Genomic DNA, 16,196 nt, shown 5'->3' with positions numbered 1-16,196 from the left:
TCAGCCCCTCGTTCTTGGACTTCCACCGACGCGCGAACAGCGATGACCGACCCCACTGCACGATCGTGAGCGGACGGTCGATGTGGGCGATCGGGCGGCGGCTCGAGGCGCGCAGCTTGATGTCCCAGTCCTCCAGCTGGCTCTCCGGGAGCTCCTCGTTGACCAGGCCGATCCGCTCGACCAGCGCTGCCCGGTCGAAGAAGAAGGACGACGGGGCAGCATGGCGAGGATGGAGCGGGTGAGGTCGGCATGGGTGACGGTCTCGGTGCCGGCCAGCCGGTCGCTGCGCCGGCCGTCGTAGTCGACGGTGATGGAGCAGGTCACCATCTCCGGCCGGTCGGGCCGGGTGGCGCGCTCGACCTGCCGGGTGATCTTCTCCGGGAGCCAGTGGTCGTCGTCGTCGCAGAACGCGATGTAGTCGGTGTCGAGATCGAGGATCCCGGTGTTGCGGGTGCCCGCCAAGCCCGGGGTGCGGGTGTTGCGCAGGATGCGGACCGGTCGTTCCGGTGCGGCGCCGACGACCGCCGCGAGGTGGGGGTCGGGCTCGGTGCCGTCGTACACGACGACGGTCTCGATGACGCCGGCGTAGTCCTGCGCGACGACGGCGGCCACCGCGCGGCGCAGCAGCTCGGGGCGGCTGTGCGTCGGGATCACGACGCCGACGCTGGGGGACGAGGGCCGGGACGGCGGGGCGTTCATGGGACGACCACTCCTGTGGGCTCGGGCTCAGGGCCGCGCGCGCTCACCGCGGCGGCCACCATCAACAGCGGCAGCCCGTAGGAGAGCATGCCGTAGAACAACAGCTGGACGGTGCCGACGATCAGCACGGTGCTGCTCGCGACGCCGATCGGGTCCCCGCGTCGGCGCCCGCGCCGGTGCATCGCGGCGAAGAACGCCACCCATGCGACAGCGGCCACGGGGCCGTGGGAGACGAGGAGCATCCAGATCTGGCCCTGGGTGCCGACGCGCGGGTCGATGGGATTGCTGGCCTCGATCGGCACGCCGTGGCCCAGCAGCGGCGACTCCCTCACCGCGGTCAGCGACTGCGCGTAGAGCGCGAGCCGGGAGTCGTTGCTGGTCGCCGCGGCGGTCTCGTCGAGGCGCATCCCGAGCCGTTCGCTGACGGGGAGCACGTTGAAGAGCACGACGCCGGCCACCCCGACCGCGGCCACGAGCGCCAGGGCCCGCCAGCGGCGCGCCAGGAGGGCGCGGAGGCCGAGATAGGCCCCGCGACGCCGAGGCTGACGAACATGCCGCGGTTGAGGGTCAGGAACGCCGGGATCACGGACAGGAGCAGGACGCCGGCCGCCAGCCGGCCGCGGAGCTCGGACCGGGTGTGGAGGATGTAGACGACGACGAACGGCACCAGCAGGGCGTAGACGCTGCCCCAGTTGTTCGTGTAGAGGAACGGCGCGGTGGGGCGCGGCGAGACCTCGAGGAACCCGTCGGGGTTGTACTGCGCGAACCGGCGCACGACCATCTGGTCGACCAGCGCGTTCGACGTCAGCCCGCCCGGCAGCAGGTGGCTCAGCGGCGTGCGGACGACCGCCGTCGGGATCAGCAGCCCGAGATAGCCGCCGACGGTCATGTAGGCGAACCACAGGGTCAGCCACCCCGACAGGCGGCGCGCGGTGAGGGTGGCGCCGGCGTTGAAGACGTAGACGAAGAGCACGCCCGCGGCGGCGTACAGCAGCCAGCGATAGCCGAAGGTGAGCAGGCCGGAGGGCTGGACCAGCATCACGACCGAGGCGGCCACCCACGCGCAGAAGAACAGCCACCACCCGAAGCCGCGGGGCAGCCGCACCTGGTCGGCGCGGCCGAGGAGCCAGAACGCCAGGACCCCGAAGGGGATCGTGATGACGTCGAGGACGCCGGCCGCCCACCACAGCGGAAGACCCCCGAAGAGGACCGCGACCGGCCACGCCGGCAGCGCCGGCGCGGATCGAGGCCCGGCGGCAGGGATCTCCGCGGGTCGGGCGCGTCCGGTGTCGTTGGTGAGCACGTCTGTGGCGTGCCGCTCTCCGTTCGGCATGGTCTCGTCAGCTGGCCTGCTCGGTGGGTGGATGCCACGACGCGCGGTTGGCCACGCTGACCGCGGCCAGCTGCGTGGAGACCCCGAGCTTGGTGAGCACGGCCTTGACCTGGGTGCGCACGGTGGCCTCGGAGACGACGCCGCGCGCGGCGATGTCGCGCACGCTGAGTCCCGCCATCAGCTGCCCCAGGACCGCCGACTCGCGGCGGCTCAGCTGGGCCAGGCGGCGATCGATGTCGTCGTTCTCCACCAGGCGGGTGTGCCAGGCGCCCAGCAGCTCCTCGCGCTCCGCGGCGTCCATGAGACCGAGCCCCTGGTTGGCGCGCCGGACCACGGAGGTCAGCTCGGACAGCGGTCGTGCCTTCGAGACGACCTTGCGGGCCCCGGCGAGGACCGCCCGGCCCCAGCGGGCGCGGTCGGGTGAGCCGGTCATCACGACGACCCGTACGTCGGCCCGCGCCAGGGGCTCGATCAGCCGGTTCCCGTCCCGAAGGCGCCCAGCTCGAGGTCCAGCAGCACCACGCGCGGGCGCACCCGCAGGATCGCGGTCACCAGTGCCGCCGGGGCGCCGCTGTGGGCGGGGACCGGGACGCGGCGCACGTCGTACCCCTGGACGGACAGGGCGAGAGCGAGGGACTCGGAGAGCAGCTGGTGGTCGTCGACGACGACGACCCGCCTGTCGATCAGGCCGTTCACCTCGGTGGGGGCGCGGGGTCGATGCTGGCCATGGAGGTCACGCCACCGATGCCTCGTGACGGCGCCGGCCGGTCGGGCTCGGGTGGCCGGCGGCGGGCAGCTCGATCACGAAGCGCGTCGGCGCCGCCCGGTCCAGCCGGAGGTCGCCGCCGCCGTCGCGCAGCCGGGCCCGGGCGACGTGGAGCCCGATGCCCCGGCCCGTCGATCCCGGCCGTCGCGCGCCCCGGGCGAAGAGCTGCCTGCGCATCCGATCGCCCACCCCGGGTCCGCCGTCGACGACGGCCACCTGGAGCCGATGGTCGACGGTGCGGACCTCGATGCGGATGTCGTCGGGCGTGCCGTGGGCGGCGGCATTGTCCAGCAGGACGTTGAGCGCCTCCGCGAGCACGTCGGCACTGCCGAGCGCCCGCGCGCCGCTGGGACGCCAGGAGACCTTCCGGCTCCGCGCGCGGTGCGTGGCCACCAGCGGTGCCACGACGTCGTCGACGTCGACGGACTGGATCTGATCGCCCCCGGCGCCGGAGAGCACGCGTTGCAGCCGACGCAGCTCGGCGAGCATCATCGACTCCAGTCCGGAGCGGTCGCCCTCGTCGAGCGTCGGCAGCAGCTCCGCCGCCGACGCGATCCCGGCCACCATGGAGGTGGCCTCGTGCAGGCGCGCCTCGTAGTCGTGGACACGCACGTCGTGCACACCTGCGTCGTGCTCGGTGCTCCGCTCGAACTGCATCTTCCCTGTTCCCGCCCTGGTCCGAACCCGGCCCGGTCCGGGTTGTGCTGGTGGTGCTGAGGGAGGTCCGCATCGCTGTCGCCGGACCTCCTGACACCCCACTGGTGCGGGCGGTCGGTCTTTCTGATCCATCGATTTGGGGAAATTCCCGACTCGATCGGTGGAGTTCTAGGGAGCGCTGATCAATGTCGCGGCGCGCAGTAGGCGAGATTGATCAGGGGTTCCCTAGGGTGGTGCTGTGACCGACCTGACCGTGATCGTCCTCGCCGCCGGCGGTGGCACCCGCATGAAGTCGAAGACCCCGAAGGTGCTGCACCGGATCGGCGGGCGCAGCATGATCGGCCACGTGCTGGCCGCCGTGGCGGCGCTCGAGCCGGCCCGGGTGGTCACCGTGATCGGGCACCAGCGCGAGCTGGTCGGGCCGCACGTCAGCGAGCTGCGGCCCGAGGCCGTGCTGGCCGTCCAGGAGGAGCAGCTCGGCACCGGGCACGCCGTACGGGTGGCCCTGGAGGCGCTCGCCGACGCGCCGCGGGAGGGCACCGTCCTCGTCGCGTACGGCGACACGCCGCTCCTCGAGGGCGCCACCCTCCGGGGCTTCGCCGAGTCGCACCGGTCCGCCGGCGCGGCGGTGAGCATCCTCAGCGGGATCGTCGCCGACCCGTCCGGGTACGGCCGGATCGTCCGCGACGGCGACGGCGTCGTCCAGGCGATCGTGGAGGAGAAGGACGCCTCCGACGAGCAGCGGGCGATCACCGAGATCAACTCCGGGATCCTCGCCTTCGACGCCGCCTTCCTGGCCGAGGCGATCGGCCGGATCGGCAACGACAACGCCAAGGGGAGTACTACCTCACCGACGCCGTCGGGCTGGCCCGCTCGGCCGGACGGGTCGTCACCGCCCACCCCGTCGAGGACGCGCTGCAGACCGAGGGCGCCAACGACCGCGCCCAGCTGGCCGACCTGGGCCGCGAGCTCAACCGCCGCATCGTCACCCGCTGGATGCGCGAGGGCGTCTCGGTCATGGACCCCGCGACCACCTGGATCGACGCCGACGTCGTGCTGGCCCCGGACGTCACCCTCCTCCCCGGCACCCAGCTCCTCGGGGCGACGGTCGTCGCCGAGGACGCCGTGGTCGGGCCCGACACCACGCTCGAGGACTGCGAGATCGGCGCCGGCGCGCGCGTCGTACGGACGCACGGGCAGCTCGCGGTCATCGGCGCCTCGGCGACGGTCGGCCCGTTCGCCTACCTGCGGCCCGGCACCGTGCTCGGCGCCGACGGCAAGATCGGCACCTTCGTCGAGACCAAGAACGCCCGGATCGGCGACGGCGCGAAGGTCCCGCACCTCTCCTACGTCGGCGACGCCGAGATCGGCGAGGGCACCAACATCGGCGCCGGCACGATCTTCGCCAACTACGACGGGGTCGCCAAGCACCGCACCGTCGTCGGCCGGCAGGCGAGGACCGGGTCCAACAACACCTTCGTCGCGCCCGTGTCGATCGGCGACGGAGCCTCGACCGGCGGCGGGACCGTCGTACGACGCGACGTGCCGGCGGGTGCGCTCGCCGTCAGCGCCTCCCCCAGCGCAACCTGGAGGGCTGGGTCCTGTCGCGGCGCGCGGGCACGGCGCAGGCGGAGGCCGCGGCCGCCGCTTCGGCGGCCGACGAGGGCCCGGGCGTTCACTGAACGACCGGTCAACGTACCGGGTAGGCTCCGAGGTCATGGCACCCCGGGCCGCATCGACCAACGCCGACCTCCGCGACCGCTCGCGTGGGGCGCTGGTCGAGGCCGCGGGACGGCTGTTCGCCGAACGGGGCTACGAGACGACCTCGCTGAGCGCCATCACCGCAGCGGCCGGGGTGTCCCACGGGCTGGCGAACTACTACTTCGGCAGCAAGCGGGCGCTCCTCGCGGCCGTGATCCGGCCCCGCCTGGACCAGATGCTCGCGCTGGTCGACCTGCTGCCCGACGATCCGGACCGGGCGCTCGCCACGATGATCGACGTCCACCTCGCGGCGGTGGCCGAGGATCCCGACGGACAGGCGCTCCTGCTCTCGCTGATGATCCAGCCGGGGGTGCGGGAGGTCTTCGCCGAGGTGGAGCGGGACGCCGACGCGGCGATGCGGGCCGCGGAGGACCGGCTGGCCGAGGTGTTCGCGCGCCGCGGCGCCGAGGACCCCGCGCTCGAGGTGGTGCTGCTGCGCAGCGTCGTGGAGGGCGCCATCCTCAAGGCCGCGATCTACGGCCGCACGTACCCGCTGGAGGACGTACGCCGCCGCCTGCACGCGCTCTACGGTCTCCCGGAGCCGGCGACCGCCCTGGCCGGCGGCCGGCGTACCCGGAGCCGTGGGCCATCCGGATGCGGGCCGACGCCGGTCGCTGAGCCCGGCCGGGATCAGCCGGCGCTGCCCAGGCAGATGAGGGTGTCGCGGGTCGTGTTGGCGCGCCGGTCGACCGTGGCCTTGGGACAAGGGCCGTCGGCGCTGTCCCGGGTGGCCAGGACCCGGACGGAGCTCGACCCGGTGGCCTCGGCGCAGTCGATCTTGCTGTCCGCGGAGATCATCTCGATCTCGAAGCAGTCGCCCTTCTTCGCGTTGAGGTCGAGGCACAGCCCGACCGCCTTGGCGCCGTTGCCCCTCCCGACCCGGATCTCGTAGGTCAACTCGGTCTCGTCGCAGGTGCCCTTGTCGGCGCGGACGACGTACGTCGCCGTGGGGTCGGAGCAGGGGAGCTCCTCGGTGTCCGCGTCGGCGATGCTGCCCGTGACGTTGACGCAGGTGCCGACGTCGGGTGCCGCGGCCGCCTCGGACCGCAGGAAGAAGTACGTGACGCCGGCGAGCACGGCGAGACCGACGACGAAGGCGACGGCCTTGCCGATCAGCCCCCTGACGAGCGTGGCGACGAAGCCGCCCGCGGTAGACGTGGCCACGTGGACCTCCCCGAGATGATGTTGACTGCTGGGTCAGTCAACATCATCGGAAGGCGGCGGGCAAGGGGGCGTCCGGTGGGGCTCGTCGCGCCGCGGCTCCCGCAGGTGACACGGCGGGTGACCAGCGCGTGAACCCCAGTTGGGTCTTCGGCGACCGAGGCGGCAGAATCGGGGGCACCACCTCCGTCGACCCAGGGGAGTCACGCGCGTGAGCGGTCTGAAGCGGACGACCGAGAAGAACCTGATGGTCTTCTCCGGACGAGCACACCCCGAGCTGGCCGACGAGGTCGCTCAGATCCTCGACCAGGAGCTGGTCCCGACGTCGGCGTACGAGTTCGCCAACGGCGAGATCTACGTCCGCTACGAGGAGTCCGTCCGCGGCTGCGACGCCTTCGTGATCCAGAGCCACACCACTCCGATCAACGAGTGGATCATGGAGCACCTGATCATGGTCGACGCGCTCAAGCGCGCCTCCGCCAAGCGGATCACCGTGGTCATGCCGTTCTGGGGCTACAGCCGCCAGGACAAGAAGCACCGCGGCCGCGAGCCGATCTCGGCCCGCCTCATGGCCGACCTGTTCAAGACCGCCGGCGCCGACCGGATCATCACCGTCGACCTGCACGCCGACCAGCTCCAGGGCTTCTTCGACGGCCCCGTCGACCACCTGATGGCGCTGCCGCTGCTGACCGACTACATCAAGGACAAGTACGGCGACCAGCCGCTCGCCGTCGTCTCGCCGGACGCCGGCCGGATCAAGGTCGCCGAGCGCTGGTCCGCCCGCCTCGGCGGCGCCCCGCTGGCGTTCATCCACAAGAGCCGGCGCACCGACGTCGCCAACGAGGTCGTCGCCAACCGGGTCGTCGGCGACGTCTCCGGGCGCATGTGCGTGCTGACCGACGACATGATCGACACCGGCGGCACCATCGTGAAGGCCGCCGAGGCGCTGATGGCCGACGGCGCGGCCGGCGTGATCATCGCCGCCACCCACGCCATCCTCTCCGACCCCGCCGTCGACCGGCTCAAGAACTGCTCGGCCACCGAGGTCGTCATCACCAACACGCTCCCGGTCCCGCCCGAGAAGCAGTTCGACAAGCTGACCACGCTGTCGATCGCCCCCCTCGTCGCCCGGGCCATCCGCGAGGTCTTCGAGGACGGCTCCGTCACCTCGATGTTCGACGGCCACGCGTAGTTAACGCCGTTCACAAATCCCTGCGGTTTGGGACCAAACCGCAGCAATTCGGGCCGTGGGCATGCAGTCTCTGCCCAATCGAACCCTCACCAAGACCGCGGTTCAGGCGTCGTCCAAGCCCCGGACGAAGGCGCCGAACCCGGGCAGGGTGAACCGCACCAGCCCGTGACCGACCGGCTCGATCACGCCCTTGTCGATCAGCCGCTCGCGGGGGACGCTGATGGCGCGGGAGTCGACCCCCATGCCGGCGGCGATCGCGGCCCGGGTGACATTGCCCTCGCCGGCGGCGGCCATCGCCGCGAGGAACCGCTGCTCGAGGCGGGTGGCCGCGCCCCAGCGTGCCCGGTGCATGGCGGCGAGCTGGTCGCGGGCGACGGGCAGTCCCCGCTTCACGGCCGCGAGGGTGAGCCGGCTGCCGCTGGCGGGTGCGGCGGCGTCCCAGGTGGTGCTGCCCAGCAGCTGGATGAGGTAGGGGTAGCCGCGCGACTCGGCGACGATCGCGGTGAGCGCGGCGTCGGACCACCCGACGCCCTCGGCCTCGGCGGGCCCGACCAGCGCCGCGCGGGCGTCGTCGTCGGAGAGCACGTCGAGCGAGACGAAGGTGCTGCGCTCGCCGAAGGTCGCGGCCCGGGTGAGCGCCTCGGGGGTGACGGGCAGCCCGGCGGCGACGGTGGCGAGCGGGTTCTCGGTCCGCTCGCCGTCGAGGTTCTGCAGGGTGTTGAGGAGCACGGACATCTCGTCGGCCGAGGCCGTGTGGAGCTCGTCGAGCAGGAGGAGCAGCCCCGCGCCGCCGTGCTGCCGGACCAACGACGAGGCGTCGTGCAGCAGCGACTCGAGGATCCCGATCGCCGCCTGCGGGGGAGCGGTCGCCTCCTTGCGGCCGACCTGCGCCTGCACCTTCGCGCCCGGGATCCCCACCTCGACGGTCAGCCGCTCGAGCTGGCCGCGCCAGCTGCTGCCGGCGGCGCCGGACGGTACGGCGTCCGCCCGGTCGAGCGCGCGCCCGATGGCGTGCGCGATCTCGGGCAGGACCGGCTGCTGGCGCGAGCACGCGACCCACGCGGTCACGAACCCGGACTCCACGGCGCGGCGTTGACCGGCCCGCAGCAGCGAGGTCTTGCCGATCCCGCGGGGCGCGTGGAACAGCAGCAGGGGGCCGCCGAGCTCGCCGTACGTCGCCACTCGGGCGAGCAGGCCCTCGATCCGGCGCATCTCCACGGCGCGGCCGGCGAGGATCCGCGGCACCTGGCCGGGGGTGTAGGGATTGCTCGGCATGGCCGGCCTCCGTGGTGTGATACGTCTTTATACTTCGGTCAAGTATAAGTCGGTATCAACCACGTGTCGCCAGCGCCGCCAGCCCGTCGCCACGGACCAGATCCGGGTCCGGCGCCCGGCCCGAGGCGATCATGAGCAGCTCCTGGATCGGCCCGGTGACGGTGGGCCCGGTGCCGCGGTCCCAGTCGACGTCGGTGGCGACCAGCCGGATGCTCCGCAGCAGGCGCCGGGTGCCCATGAGCGGCGCCAGCCGGCGTACCCGGTCCGCGGCGACGACCGCCGCCGCGGGCGCCATCGCGTGCTGTCGGCCGAGCGGCCGGGCGATGTCCTGGTGGTGCAGGAGGGCGTCGACGAGCGGCTCGACCGCGGTGGTCGTGGGGACGTGGCGGGTGCTGGCGGCGTACCTCTCGAAGTCGCCGAGGATGCTCGCGCGGGTCTCGCGGGCGCCGAGGCGCCTCACTTCGCGGAAGATCATCGTGTTGTAGCCGCGCCCGAGGTTGCGCGCGACCATGCCCGGCAGCTGGCGCCACCCGATCTGCGGCGTGGAGATCACGTGGGCGGCGATGTCGTGGACCGTCCAGCCGGGGCACAGGGTGGGGTGCTGCCACTCCTCGTCGGTCAGCCCGGCCAGCAGCTCGGCGATCGCCGCCCGCTCGGCGTGGATGTGCCGCCACAGCTCCGGCCGGTCCATCGCGCCTCCCTCCAACTGGTCAGGATGGCTGACTGATATCGTCAGCCTGACTGACCGGTTTCGTCAAGGTCGTCCGGCGAGGAGAGGGGACCGCGTGGCCGAGCCGCACCCCGCACTGCTCATGTTCATCGGCGCGCGGTACGTCGAGCAGCGGGTGGCCGACGCCCTCGCCGCCGCCGGGTACGACGACCTGACCCCCGCCATGGCCCGGGTCGCGGCGCGGCTGAGCGAGGACGGCATCCGGGTCACCGACCTCGCCGAGCAGGCGCGGATCACCAAGCAGAGCGCCAGCGTCCTCGTCGACCAGCTCGAGCGGGCGGCGTACGTCGAGCGGGTGCTCGACCCCGCCGACGCCCGGGCGCGGCTCGTCCTGATCGCGCCGCGGGGACGCGAGGCCCAGCGGCTGGCCCGCCGCGAGGAGCGGGCGATCGAGCGGGAGTGGACGCGTCACCTGGGTGCCGAGCGGATGGCCGCCCTGAGGTCGGCGCTGGCGGACCTGCGCGAGATCACCGACCCCTGGCGGTGAGGATTTCGCCCGGTCCGGCGTACCCGGGTAGCCTTCTGCGGTTGCCTCGGCGAGGGAGCACCCGCTTCTGTGACTCCGTGATCGACTGGGCCGGCTCGTCTGCACGACGCCGCGCGCCCTGCCGGTCACCGGGTGAGGGAAGCGCGGCGTTCCTCGTCCCCGGGGCATCCGCCCACCACCACTGACGAGGAGAGCCCCATGAGCAGCGAGAAGATCAAGGCCGAGGTCCGCACCGAGTTCGGCAAGGGCGCCGCCCGCCGCATCCGCCGCGAGGACAAGGTCCCGGCCGTCGTCTACGGCCACGGCAACGACCCGATCCACCTGACCCTCCCGGGCCACGACACGATGATGGCGATCAAGCACGGCGGCGCCAACGCGCTGCTCGAGCTCGACATCGACGGCACCTCGCAGCTCGCCCTGACCAAGCAGGTCCAGGTCGACCCGGTCCGCCGCGTCCTCGAGCACGTCGACTTCGTCGCCGTGAAGCGCGGCGAGAAGGTCACCGTCGACGTCCCGGTCCACGTCGTGGGCGACGCCGCCGCCGAGACCCTGGTCGTCAGCGAGAACGCCACGATCCAGGTCGAGGCCGAGGCCACCCACATCCCGAGCAGTTCGAGATCGACGTCACCGACGCCGAGGCCGGCACCCAGTTCCTCGCGGGCCAGATCACGCTGCCGTCCGGCACCACGCTGCTCACCGACGCCGAGACCCTCGTCGTCAACGTCACCTCCGCCCCGACCGCCGAGGCCGTCGAGGCCGAGCTGGAGGAGGCCGAGGCCGAGGCCGGCATCGAGAAGGACGAGCCCGAGGCGCCCGCCGAGGGTGGCGACACCGAGTGATCGGCAGGCTCAGGTGGTTCCTGGGCCGACTGATCTCCCCGGCGCGGGCTCTCGCGCCGGGGAGCACCGCCGTACCTGACGCCGAGGAGACCTCCGTGAGCGACGCGAACAGCGCCGACGTCTGGCTCGTGGTCGGCCTCGGCAACCCGGGCCCGTCGTACGCCGGGCACCGCCACAACGTCGGCCACCTGGTGGTCGACGAGCTGGCCCGCCGGATGGGCAGCGGCTTCCGCGCCCACAAGTCCGGCCGCGCCGAGGTCGTCGAGGGCCGGCTCGGCGCTCCGGGCACCGCCGCTCCGCGGGTGGTGCTGGCCAAGTCCCGCTCGTACATGAACGAGTCCGGTGGCCCGATCAAGGCGCTCGTGACCTTCTACAAGGTCCCCGCCGAGCGGATCGTCGCGATCCACGACGAGCTCGACATCGACTTCGGCACCCTCCGCGTCAAGAAGGGCGGCGGCGACAACGGCCACAACGGCCTGAAGTCGATGCGCTCCTCCCTCGGCACCGGCGACTTCCACCGGGTCCGCGCCGGCATCGGCCGCCCGCCGGGCCGCCAGGACGTCGCCGACTTCGTGCTCTCCAACTACTCGGCCAAGGAGCGCAAGGAGCTGCCGTTCCAGGTCGACACCGCCGCCGACGCCGTCGAGAGCCTGATCGCCGACGGCCTCGAGAAGACCCAGCAGCGGTTCAACTCCTGATGGCGCGAGCGTGTCGTCCGATCGACGGCCGCGGACGGTCACTCGCTTCGCTCGGACCATCCTTGCCGCCGATGCGCTGCGCGCAGGACGCCACGCTGCCGCGCGCTTCCTGATGGCGCGAGCGTGTCGTCCGATCGACGGCCGCGGACGGTCACTCGCTTCGCTCGGACCATCCTTGCCGCCGATGCGCTGCGCGCAGGACGCCACGCTGCCGCGCGCTTCCTGATGGCGCGAGCGTGTCGTCCGATCGACGGCCGCGGACGGTCACTCGCTTCGCTCGGACCATCCTCGCCGCCGATGCGCTGCGCGCAGGACGCCACGCTGCCGCGCGCTTCCTGATGGGGCCGCGGTCAGGGGGCTCAACTAGGCTGACCCGGTGACCTTCGAGCCCGGTACCCCCGCCCCCGAGGTCGTCGCCGACGACCACCTCCTCGCCGCCTGGCTGGCCGAAGAGGCCGGCCGCCGCCTGCTCGAGGTGCGGGCCGGGGGGCTGGAGGGCAAGGCGCTCAAGGACGCCGGCGACCGCGCCGCCCACGAGCTGCTCATGGAGCTGCTGGCGACCTACCGGCCCGACGACGCGGTCCTCTCCGAGGAGGCGCTCGAGAACGCCGCCGACAAGGACGCCCGCCTGCGCGCGACCCGCGCCTGGATCGTCGACCCCCTCGACGGCACCCGCGAGTTCTCCGAGCCGCCGCGCGACGACTGGGCGGTGCACGTGGCGCTGTGGCAGAACGGCGACCTGATCGCCGGGGCCGTGGCCCAGCCGGCGCTGGGGGGCCTTCGACACCGGCCGGCCGCCCGTCGTACCTCCCCGGACCTCGCAGCGCCCCCGCATCGCCGTCTCCCGCACCCGCCCGCCCGCCTTCGTCGAGGCCCTCGCGAAGGAGCTCGACGCCGAGCTGGTCCCGATGGGCTCGGCCGGCGTGAAGATGATGTCGGTGGTGCGCGACGTGGCCGACGCCTACGTCCACGCGGGCGGCCAGTACGAGTGGGACTCCGCCGCGCCGGTCGCCGTGGCCCGGGCCGCGGGCCTGTTCACCTCGCGGGTCGACGGCAGCGAGCTGGTCTACAACCAGGCCGACGTCTACCTGCCCGACGTGATCGTGTGCCGCCCCGAGCTGTCCGAGAAGATCCTCGCGTTCATCGCCGCGAACGGCACCGACTGACCCGGCGTCGCCCATGGCACAGACGGAGACCGATGAGAAGGCCGCCCGGATCGACTGGCAGGCGACCGCCGCGGGCGCTGGCGCGGCCGTCACGGTCGCGGTGCTGCTCTCCACCCTCGGCGCGGCCGGCACCCTGATCGGCGCCGCGCTCGGCAGCGTCATCGCGACCGTCAGCACCGCGCTCTACAAGCAGGGCATCGAGTCCAGCCGCCGCCGGATGGCCGACGTCCAGGCCGCGGCGATGCAGCGGGTCAACCTCGCCGAGCAGAACGTACGCCGCGCCGCGCGGCGCTCCGACCCGCAGGCGGCCGAGCGCGAGCTGGACCGCGCGCACCGCCACCTCGACGCCGCGGAGGGCGATGCCCCAGGGGAGGACGAGGGCGACGCCGCGGACGACGAGGCGGACGACGAGGCGGACGAGTCCGCCGAGCAGGCACCCAACCGCTGGGCCATGCTGCCCTGGAAGCGGATCGCGGTGCTGGCCGTCGGCGTCTTCCTGATCTCGCTGCTCGTGATCGGCGCCGTCGAGCTGGTCCTCGGCAGGAGCGTCTCGACGATCACCGGCGGCACCGACGGCAAGGACCGCACCTCCTTCTCCGGCATCTTCGGCAACAGCGGCGGCAGCAAGGACGAGAAGAAGCAGGAGGAGCCGGCCGAGGAGACGCCGACCCCCACGCCCACGCCGTCCCCGACCGACACCGCGACCACCGCCCCCACCGAGGCCACCACGACGCCCACGCCCTCCGAGACCGCGTCCCCGTCCGCCACGGCCACCGCGACCGAGACGGCCACGCCCACCCCGACCCCCACCCCCTCGCCGACGCCGACCCCAGGAGCGAGCCCGTGACGTCGTACGTCTCCCACACCACCATCGACTGCGCCAACGCCTTCGAGCTCTCCGAGTGGTGGAAGCCGGTGCTCGGCTACACCGACCTTCCCGACGACCCCAACGAGCCCGGGCACGAGGAGTGCATGATCGTCGACCCGGACTCCGGCCACCAGGTGCTGTTCATCGAGGTCCCCGAGCGCAAGGCCGGCAAGAACCGGATCCACCTCGACCTCCGCCCCCGCACCGGCACCCGGGACGAGGAGGTCGACCGACTGCTGCAGTACGGCGCCACGCAGGTCGCCGACCATCGCGGCATCCGCGGCCCCGGCTCCGGGTGGGTGGTGCTGGCCGACCCGGAGGGCAACGAGTTCTGCATCCTGCGCTCGGACGCCGAGGTCGCCGAGTCGTAGGGGTTTGGCGGCTCTTCGCAGATGAGGGTGTAGGTCGGGTCGGCGCGTCGGTCCTGGGATAGGTGTCGAGGTCTCCCGAGGATGGAGGTTCCTACGCCGCCCATCCAGAAGACCTCGACATGCCTGACGCTACCCCGCCGGCCGGGTTCGGCCACCCCGATCTGACTACCTTCGCCCGGCTCGACGGCCTCGGCCTGGCTGTGATCGGGCAGCGGCTCGAACCTGATCGTGCTGTCCTCGCCTGCCGGGTCGTCGATGACGACCGGTGGTGCCGCGGTTGCGGTGGGGAGGGACTGGCACGCGACACCGTGGTCCGTCGACTCGCGCACGAGCCGCTCGGTTGGCGCCCGACCACCCTCGAAGTCGCGGTCCGTCGCTACCGGTGCCGCGAGTGCGGCCAGGTGTGGCGCCAGGACACCAGCTTGGCGGCCGAGCCGCGGGCGAAGCTGTCGCGTCGGGGGCTGCGGTGGGCGCTGGAAGGGATCGTGGTGCAGCACCTGACCGTCGCACGTGTCGCCGAGGGTCTCGGGGTCGCGTGGAACACCGCGAACGATGCGGTCCTGGCCGAAGGCAGACGGGTGCTGATCAACGACGAGCACCGCCTCGACGGCGTCCGTGTGCTCGGCATCGACGAGCACGTGTGGAGACACACCCGGCCAGGTGATCGCGGCGACAAGTACGTGACCGTGATCATCGATCTCACCCCGGTGCGCGACGGCACCGGCCCGGCACGGCTGTTGGACATGGTCGAGGGCCGCTCGAAGTCGGTGTTCAAGACCTGGCTCGCTGAGCAGACCGAGGCGTTCCGTGCCGGTGTCGAGGTGGTCGCGATGGACGGGTTCACCGGCTTCAAGACCGCCGCCGCGGAGGAGGTCCCTGCCGCGGTCGCGGTGATGGACCCGTTCCACGTGGTCCGTCTGGCCGGTGATGCTCTCGATGAGTGCCGGCGCCGGATCCAGCAAGCGATCCACGGTCACCGCGGTAGGAAGGGCGACCCGCTGTACGCTGCGCGACGGACCCTGTCCACCGGTGCCGACCTGCTCACCGACAAGCAGATCGCCAGGCTCAACGCGCTGTTCGCCGAGGATGCCCATGTCGAGGTCGAGGCGACGTGGGGGATCTACCAGCGGATGATCGCGGCCTACCGGCACGAGGACCCCGCCGTGGCCGGGACCTGATGGTGAAGCTGATCGAGTCGGTCAGCACCGGTGTGCCGAAGACGCTGGTCGAGGTCACCAGGCTGGGGCGGACGTTGAAGAAGCGCGCCGCTGACGTGCTGGCCTACTTCGACCGGCCCGGCACGTCCAACGGGCCGACCGAGGCACTCAACGGCCGCCTCGAACACCTCCGCGGCTCAGCGCTCGGGTTCCGCAACCTGACCAACTACATCGCCCGATCCCTGCTAGAGACCGGCGGCTTCAGACCCCAACTACACCCTCGATTGCGATGAGCCGGTTTGGCCGGCAGCGCGGCGGGAGGCGACCTCCGGGAACTTGTTTGCTTTCTCGTCGCCGGAGACGCGCTCGGCCCAAGAGGATCAGAAGACGTTGAGGGGCCGGAACTGCACGGAGATCCGCGGCCCGGCGGTGGCGACCTTCGGCACGGCGTGCTCCCACGTCCGCTGGCAGGACCCGCCCATGACGACCAGGTCGCCGTGCCCCATCTCGACCGCGAACGCCTCCTCGCGCCGGTCCGGGTCGCGGGGGCGCAGGTGGAGCCGGCGCGGGTCGCCGACCGAGACGATCGCGACCATCGTGTCGTGCGTGGACCCGCGGCCGATCGTGTCGCCGTGCCAGGCGACGCTGTCGCGACCGTCGCGGTAGTAGCAGCAGCCCGCGGTCCGGAACGGCTCGCCCAGCTCGTCGGCGTACCGCGCCGTCAGCCGCTCCCGCGCCGCGGTGAGCGCCGGGTGGGGGAGGTCGTCGCCGATCATGTAGGTGAAGACCAGGCGGGGTACGTCGACGACGCGGTCGTACATCGCCCGCCGCTCCGCGCGCCACGGGACGTCGCGGACCAGCGTGGCGAAGACGTCGTCGGCATCGGGCAGCCAGTCACGCGCGACGTCGACCCAGGCGCCGCCGCTCAGCCGCCGCCGCTCGGTGGCGACCTCGCTCGCCGGAGCGGCGGCGTCGAACAAGCTGGTCTGGAAGTCCACCGGCATGCATCGAGGATATCTCAGATTCGAACAGATGT

At 72.5% G+C, this 16,196-nt stretch carries 15 protein-coding genes and 5 pseudogenes; 11 read left to right on the top strand and 9 right to left on the bottom strand.

The window, feature by feature from the left end; genetic code table 11:
* The 5 genes from FIV44_RS08610 to FIV44_RS08590 all read right to left on the bottom strand — a co-directional run bounded on the left by FIV44_RS08610 (position 1) and on the right by FIV44_RS08590 (position 3,455).
* Positions 1 to 699 carry a glycosyltransferase family 2 protein gene (locus FIV44_RS08610; RefSeq protein ID WP_219996349.1) on the bottom strand — a complete coding sequence of 233 codons (699 nt, stop codon included), beginning with the start codon at positions 697 to 699 and terminating at the stop codon, positions 1 to 3.
* A complete protein-coding gene (locus FIV44_RS32005) occupies positions 696 to 1,172 on the bottom strand; it encodes a hypothetical protein (protein ID WP_342778887.1) in 477 nt (158 codons plus the stop codon). Before FIV44_RS32005 ends, FIV44_RS08610 begins: the two co-directional genes overlap by 4 nt.
* 867 nt (positions 1,173 to 2,039) lie before the next feature.
* A complete protein-coding gene (locus tag FIV44_RS32000; RefSeq protein WP_246086891.1) occupies positions 2,040 to 2,465 on the bottom strand; it encodes a LuxR family transcriptional regulator in 426 nt (141 codons plus the stop codon).
* Positions 2,466 to 2,503: 38 nt separating this feature from the next.
* Positions 2,504 to 2,728 (bottom strand): hypothetical protein, encoded by a 225-nt coding sequence (locus FIV44_RS31995; RefSeq protein ID WP_246086890.1) that lies wholly within the window; start codon positions 2,726 to 2,728, stop codon positions 2,504 to 2,506.
* A gap of 37 nt (positions 2,729 to 2,765) precedes the next feature.
* Complete coding sequence (locus FIV44_RS08590) at positions 2,766 to 3,455, bottom strand: sensor histidine kinase (protein WP_181411056.1); 690 nt, start codon at positions 3,453 to 3,455, stop codon at positions 2,766 to 2,768.
* 286 nt (positions 3,456 to 3,741) lie between these two features.
* Between FIV44_RS08590 and FIV44_RS31990 the strand changes: the two are divergent.
* Positions 3,742 to 4,206 (top strand): annotated as a pseudogene (locus FIV44_RS31990) (NTP transferase domain-containing protein); the annotation flags it as partial.
* A gap of 966 nt (positions 4,207 to 5,172) precedes the next feature.
* Positions 5,173 to 6,108: a TetR/AcrR family transcriptional regulator gene (locus FIV44_RS08580; RefSeq protein WP_141004079.1), complete on the top strand. Its 936-nt coding sequence runs from the start codon at positions 5,173 to 5,175 to the stop codon at positions 6,106 to 6,108.
* A gap of 2 nt (positions 6,109 to 6,110) precedes the next feature.
* Here FIV44_RS08580 and FIV44_RS33935 read toward each other — a convergent pair.
* Positions 6,111 to 6,293: pseudogene (locus FIV44_RS33935) on the bottom strand (LppU/SCO3897 family protein); the annotation flags it as partial.
* Positions 6,294 to 6,588: 295 nt separating this feature from the next.
* Between FIV44_RS33935 and FIV44_RS08575 the strand changes: the two are divergent.
* Entirely contained in the window at positions 6,589 to 7,569 is a 981-nt protein-coding gene (locus FIV44_RS08575; protein WP_141004078.1) for a ribose-phosphate diphosphokinase, read from the top strand.
* Positions 7,570 to 7,671: 102 nt separating this feature from the next.
* On the opposite strand, the gene FIV44_RS08570 is transcribed toward FIV44_RS08575, so the two are convergent.
* The gene (locus tag FIV44_RS08570; RefSeq protein ID WP_141004077.1) at positions 7,672 to 8,844 is read right to left on the bottom strand and encodes an ATP-binding protein; all 1,173 of its coding nucleotides are present in this window, start codon (positions 8,842 to 8,844) and stop codon (positions 7,672 to 7,674) included.
* 55 nt (positions 8,845 to 8,899) lie between these two features.
* On the bottom strand, positions 8,900 to 9,535 hold the full coding sequence (locus tag FIV44_RS08565; protein WP_141004076.1) for a maleylpyruvate isomerase family mycothiol-dependent enzyme: 636 nt from the start codon (positions 9,533 to 9,535) through the stop codon (positions 8,900 to 8,902).
* 94 nt (positions 9,536 to 9,629) lie between these two features.
* Between FIV44_RS08565 and FIV44_RS08560 the strand changes: the two genes are divergently transcribed.
* The 8 genes and pseudogenes from FIV44_RS08560 to FIV44_RS08530 all read left to right on the top strand — a co-directional run bounded on the left by FIV44_RS08560 (position 9,630) and on the right by FIV44_RS08530 (position 15,453).
* Positions 9,630 to 10,061, top strand: coding sequence for a MarR family winged helix-turn-helix transcriptional regulator (locus FIV44_RS08560; RefSeq protein ID WP_141004075.1), 432 nt, complete (start codon positions 9,630 to 9,632; stop codon positions 10,059 to 10,061).
* 198 nt (positions 10,062 to 10,259) lie between these two features.
* A pseudogene (locus tag FIV44_RS08555) lies at positions 10,260 to 10,900 on the top strand (50S ribosomal protein L25/general stress protein Ctc).
* 95 nt (positions 10,901 to 10,995) lie between these two features.
* Positions 10,996 to 11,598, top strand: a complete 603-nt coding sequence (gene pth, locus FIV44_RS08550) for an aminoacyl-tRNA hydrolase (RefSeq protein ID WP_141004074.1) — start codon at positions 10,996 to 10,998, stop codon at positions 11,596 to 11,598.
* Positions 11,599 to 12,142: 544 nt separating this feature from the next.
* Positions 12,143 to 12,313, top strand: a pseudogene (locus FIV44_RS33090) (inositol monophosphatase family protein); the annotation flags it as partial.
* Positions 12,314 to 12,506: 193 nt separating this feature from the next.
* Positions 12,507 to 12,764, top strand: coding sequence for an inositol monophosphatase family protein (locus tag FIV44_RS33085; RefSeq protein ID WP_281285813.1), 258 nt, complete (start codon positions 12,507 to 12,509; stop codon positions 12,762 to 12,764).
* Positions 12,765 to 12,777: 13 nt separating this feature from the next.
* Complete coding sequence (locus FIV44_RS30345; protein WP_181411055.1) at positions 12,778 to 13,611, top strand: hypothetical protein; 834 nt, start codon at positions 12,778 to 12,780, stop codon at positions 13,609 to 13,611.
* Entirely contained in the window at positions 13,608 to 14,003 is a 396-nt protein-coding gene (locus tag FIV44_RS08535) for a VOC family protein (RefSeq protein ID WP_141004073.1), read from the top strand. Before FIV44_RS30345 ends, FIV44_RS08535 begins: the two co-directional genes overlap by 4 nt.
* Positions 14,004 to 14,122: 119 nt before the next feature.
* Positions 14,123 to 15,453, top strand: a pseudogene (locus FIV44_RS08530) (ISL3 family transposase).
* An 87-nt stretch (positions 15,454 to 15,540) separates the two neighbouring features.
* Here FIV44_RS08530 and FIV44_RS08525 read toward each other — a convergent pair.
* Positions 15,541 to 16,164 carry an alpha-ketoglutarate-dependent dioxygenase AlkB gene (locus tag FIV44_RS08525; RefSeq protein ID WP_141004072.1) on the bottom strand — a complete coding sequence of 208 codons (624 nt, stop codon included), beginning with the start codon at positions 16,162 to 16,164 and terminating at the stop codon, positions 15,541 to 15,543.
* Positions 16,165 to 16,196 lie beyond the last annotated feature (32 nt).

Origin of the sequence: Nocardioides humi, assembly GCF_006494775.1 — a bacterium.
Taxonomy (GTDB): domain Bacteria; phylum Actinomycetota; class Actinomycetes; order Propionibacteriales; family Nocardioidaceae; genus Nocardioides; species Nocardioides humi.
The sequence above is the reverse complement of the archived record's forward strand: the minus strand, read 5'-3'. Positions and strand labels throughout refer to the sequence as shown.

Coding starts and splice junctions, on each gene's coding strand:
- FIV44_RS08590 (WP_181411056.1), bottom strand. CDS start 3,455: ATGCAGTTCGAGCGGAGCACCGAGCACGACGCAGGTGTGCACGACGTG.
- FIV44_RS08570 (WP_141004077.1), bottom strand. CDS start 8,844: ATGCCGAGCAATCCCTACACCCCCGGCCAGGTGCCGCGGATCCTCGCC.
- FIV44_RS32000 (WP_246086891.1), bottom strand. CDS start 2,465: ATGACCGGCTCACCCGACCGCGCCCGCTGGGGCCGGGCGGTCCTCGCC.
- FIV44_RS08610 (WP_219996349.1), bottom strand. CDS start 699: ATGAACGCCCCGCCGTCCCGGCCCTCGTCCCCCAGCGTCGGCGTCGTG.
- FIV44_RS08525 (WP_141004072.1), bottom strand. CDS start 16,164: ATGCCGGTGGACTTCCAGACCAGCTTGTTCGACGCCGCCGCTCCGGCG.
- FIV44_RS30345 (WP_181411055.1), top strand. CDS start 12,778: ATGGCACAGACGGAGACCGATGAGAAGGCCGCCCGGATCGACTGGCAG.
- FIV44_RS08580 (WP_141004079.1), top strand. CDS start 5,173: ATGGCACCCCGGGCCGCATCGACCAACGCCGACCTCCGCGACCGCTCG.
- FIV44_RS08565 (WP_141004076.1), bottom strand. CDS start 9,535: ATGGACCGGCCGGAGCTGTGGCGGCACATCCACGCCGAGCGGGCGGCG.
- FIV44_RS33085 (WP_281285813.1), top strand. CDS start 12,507: ATGGGCTCGGCCGGCGTGAAGATGATGTCGGTGGTGCGCGACGTGGCC.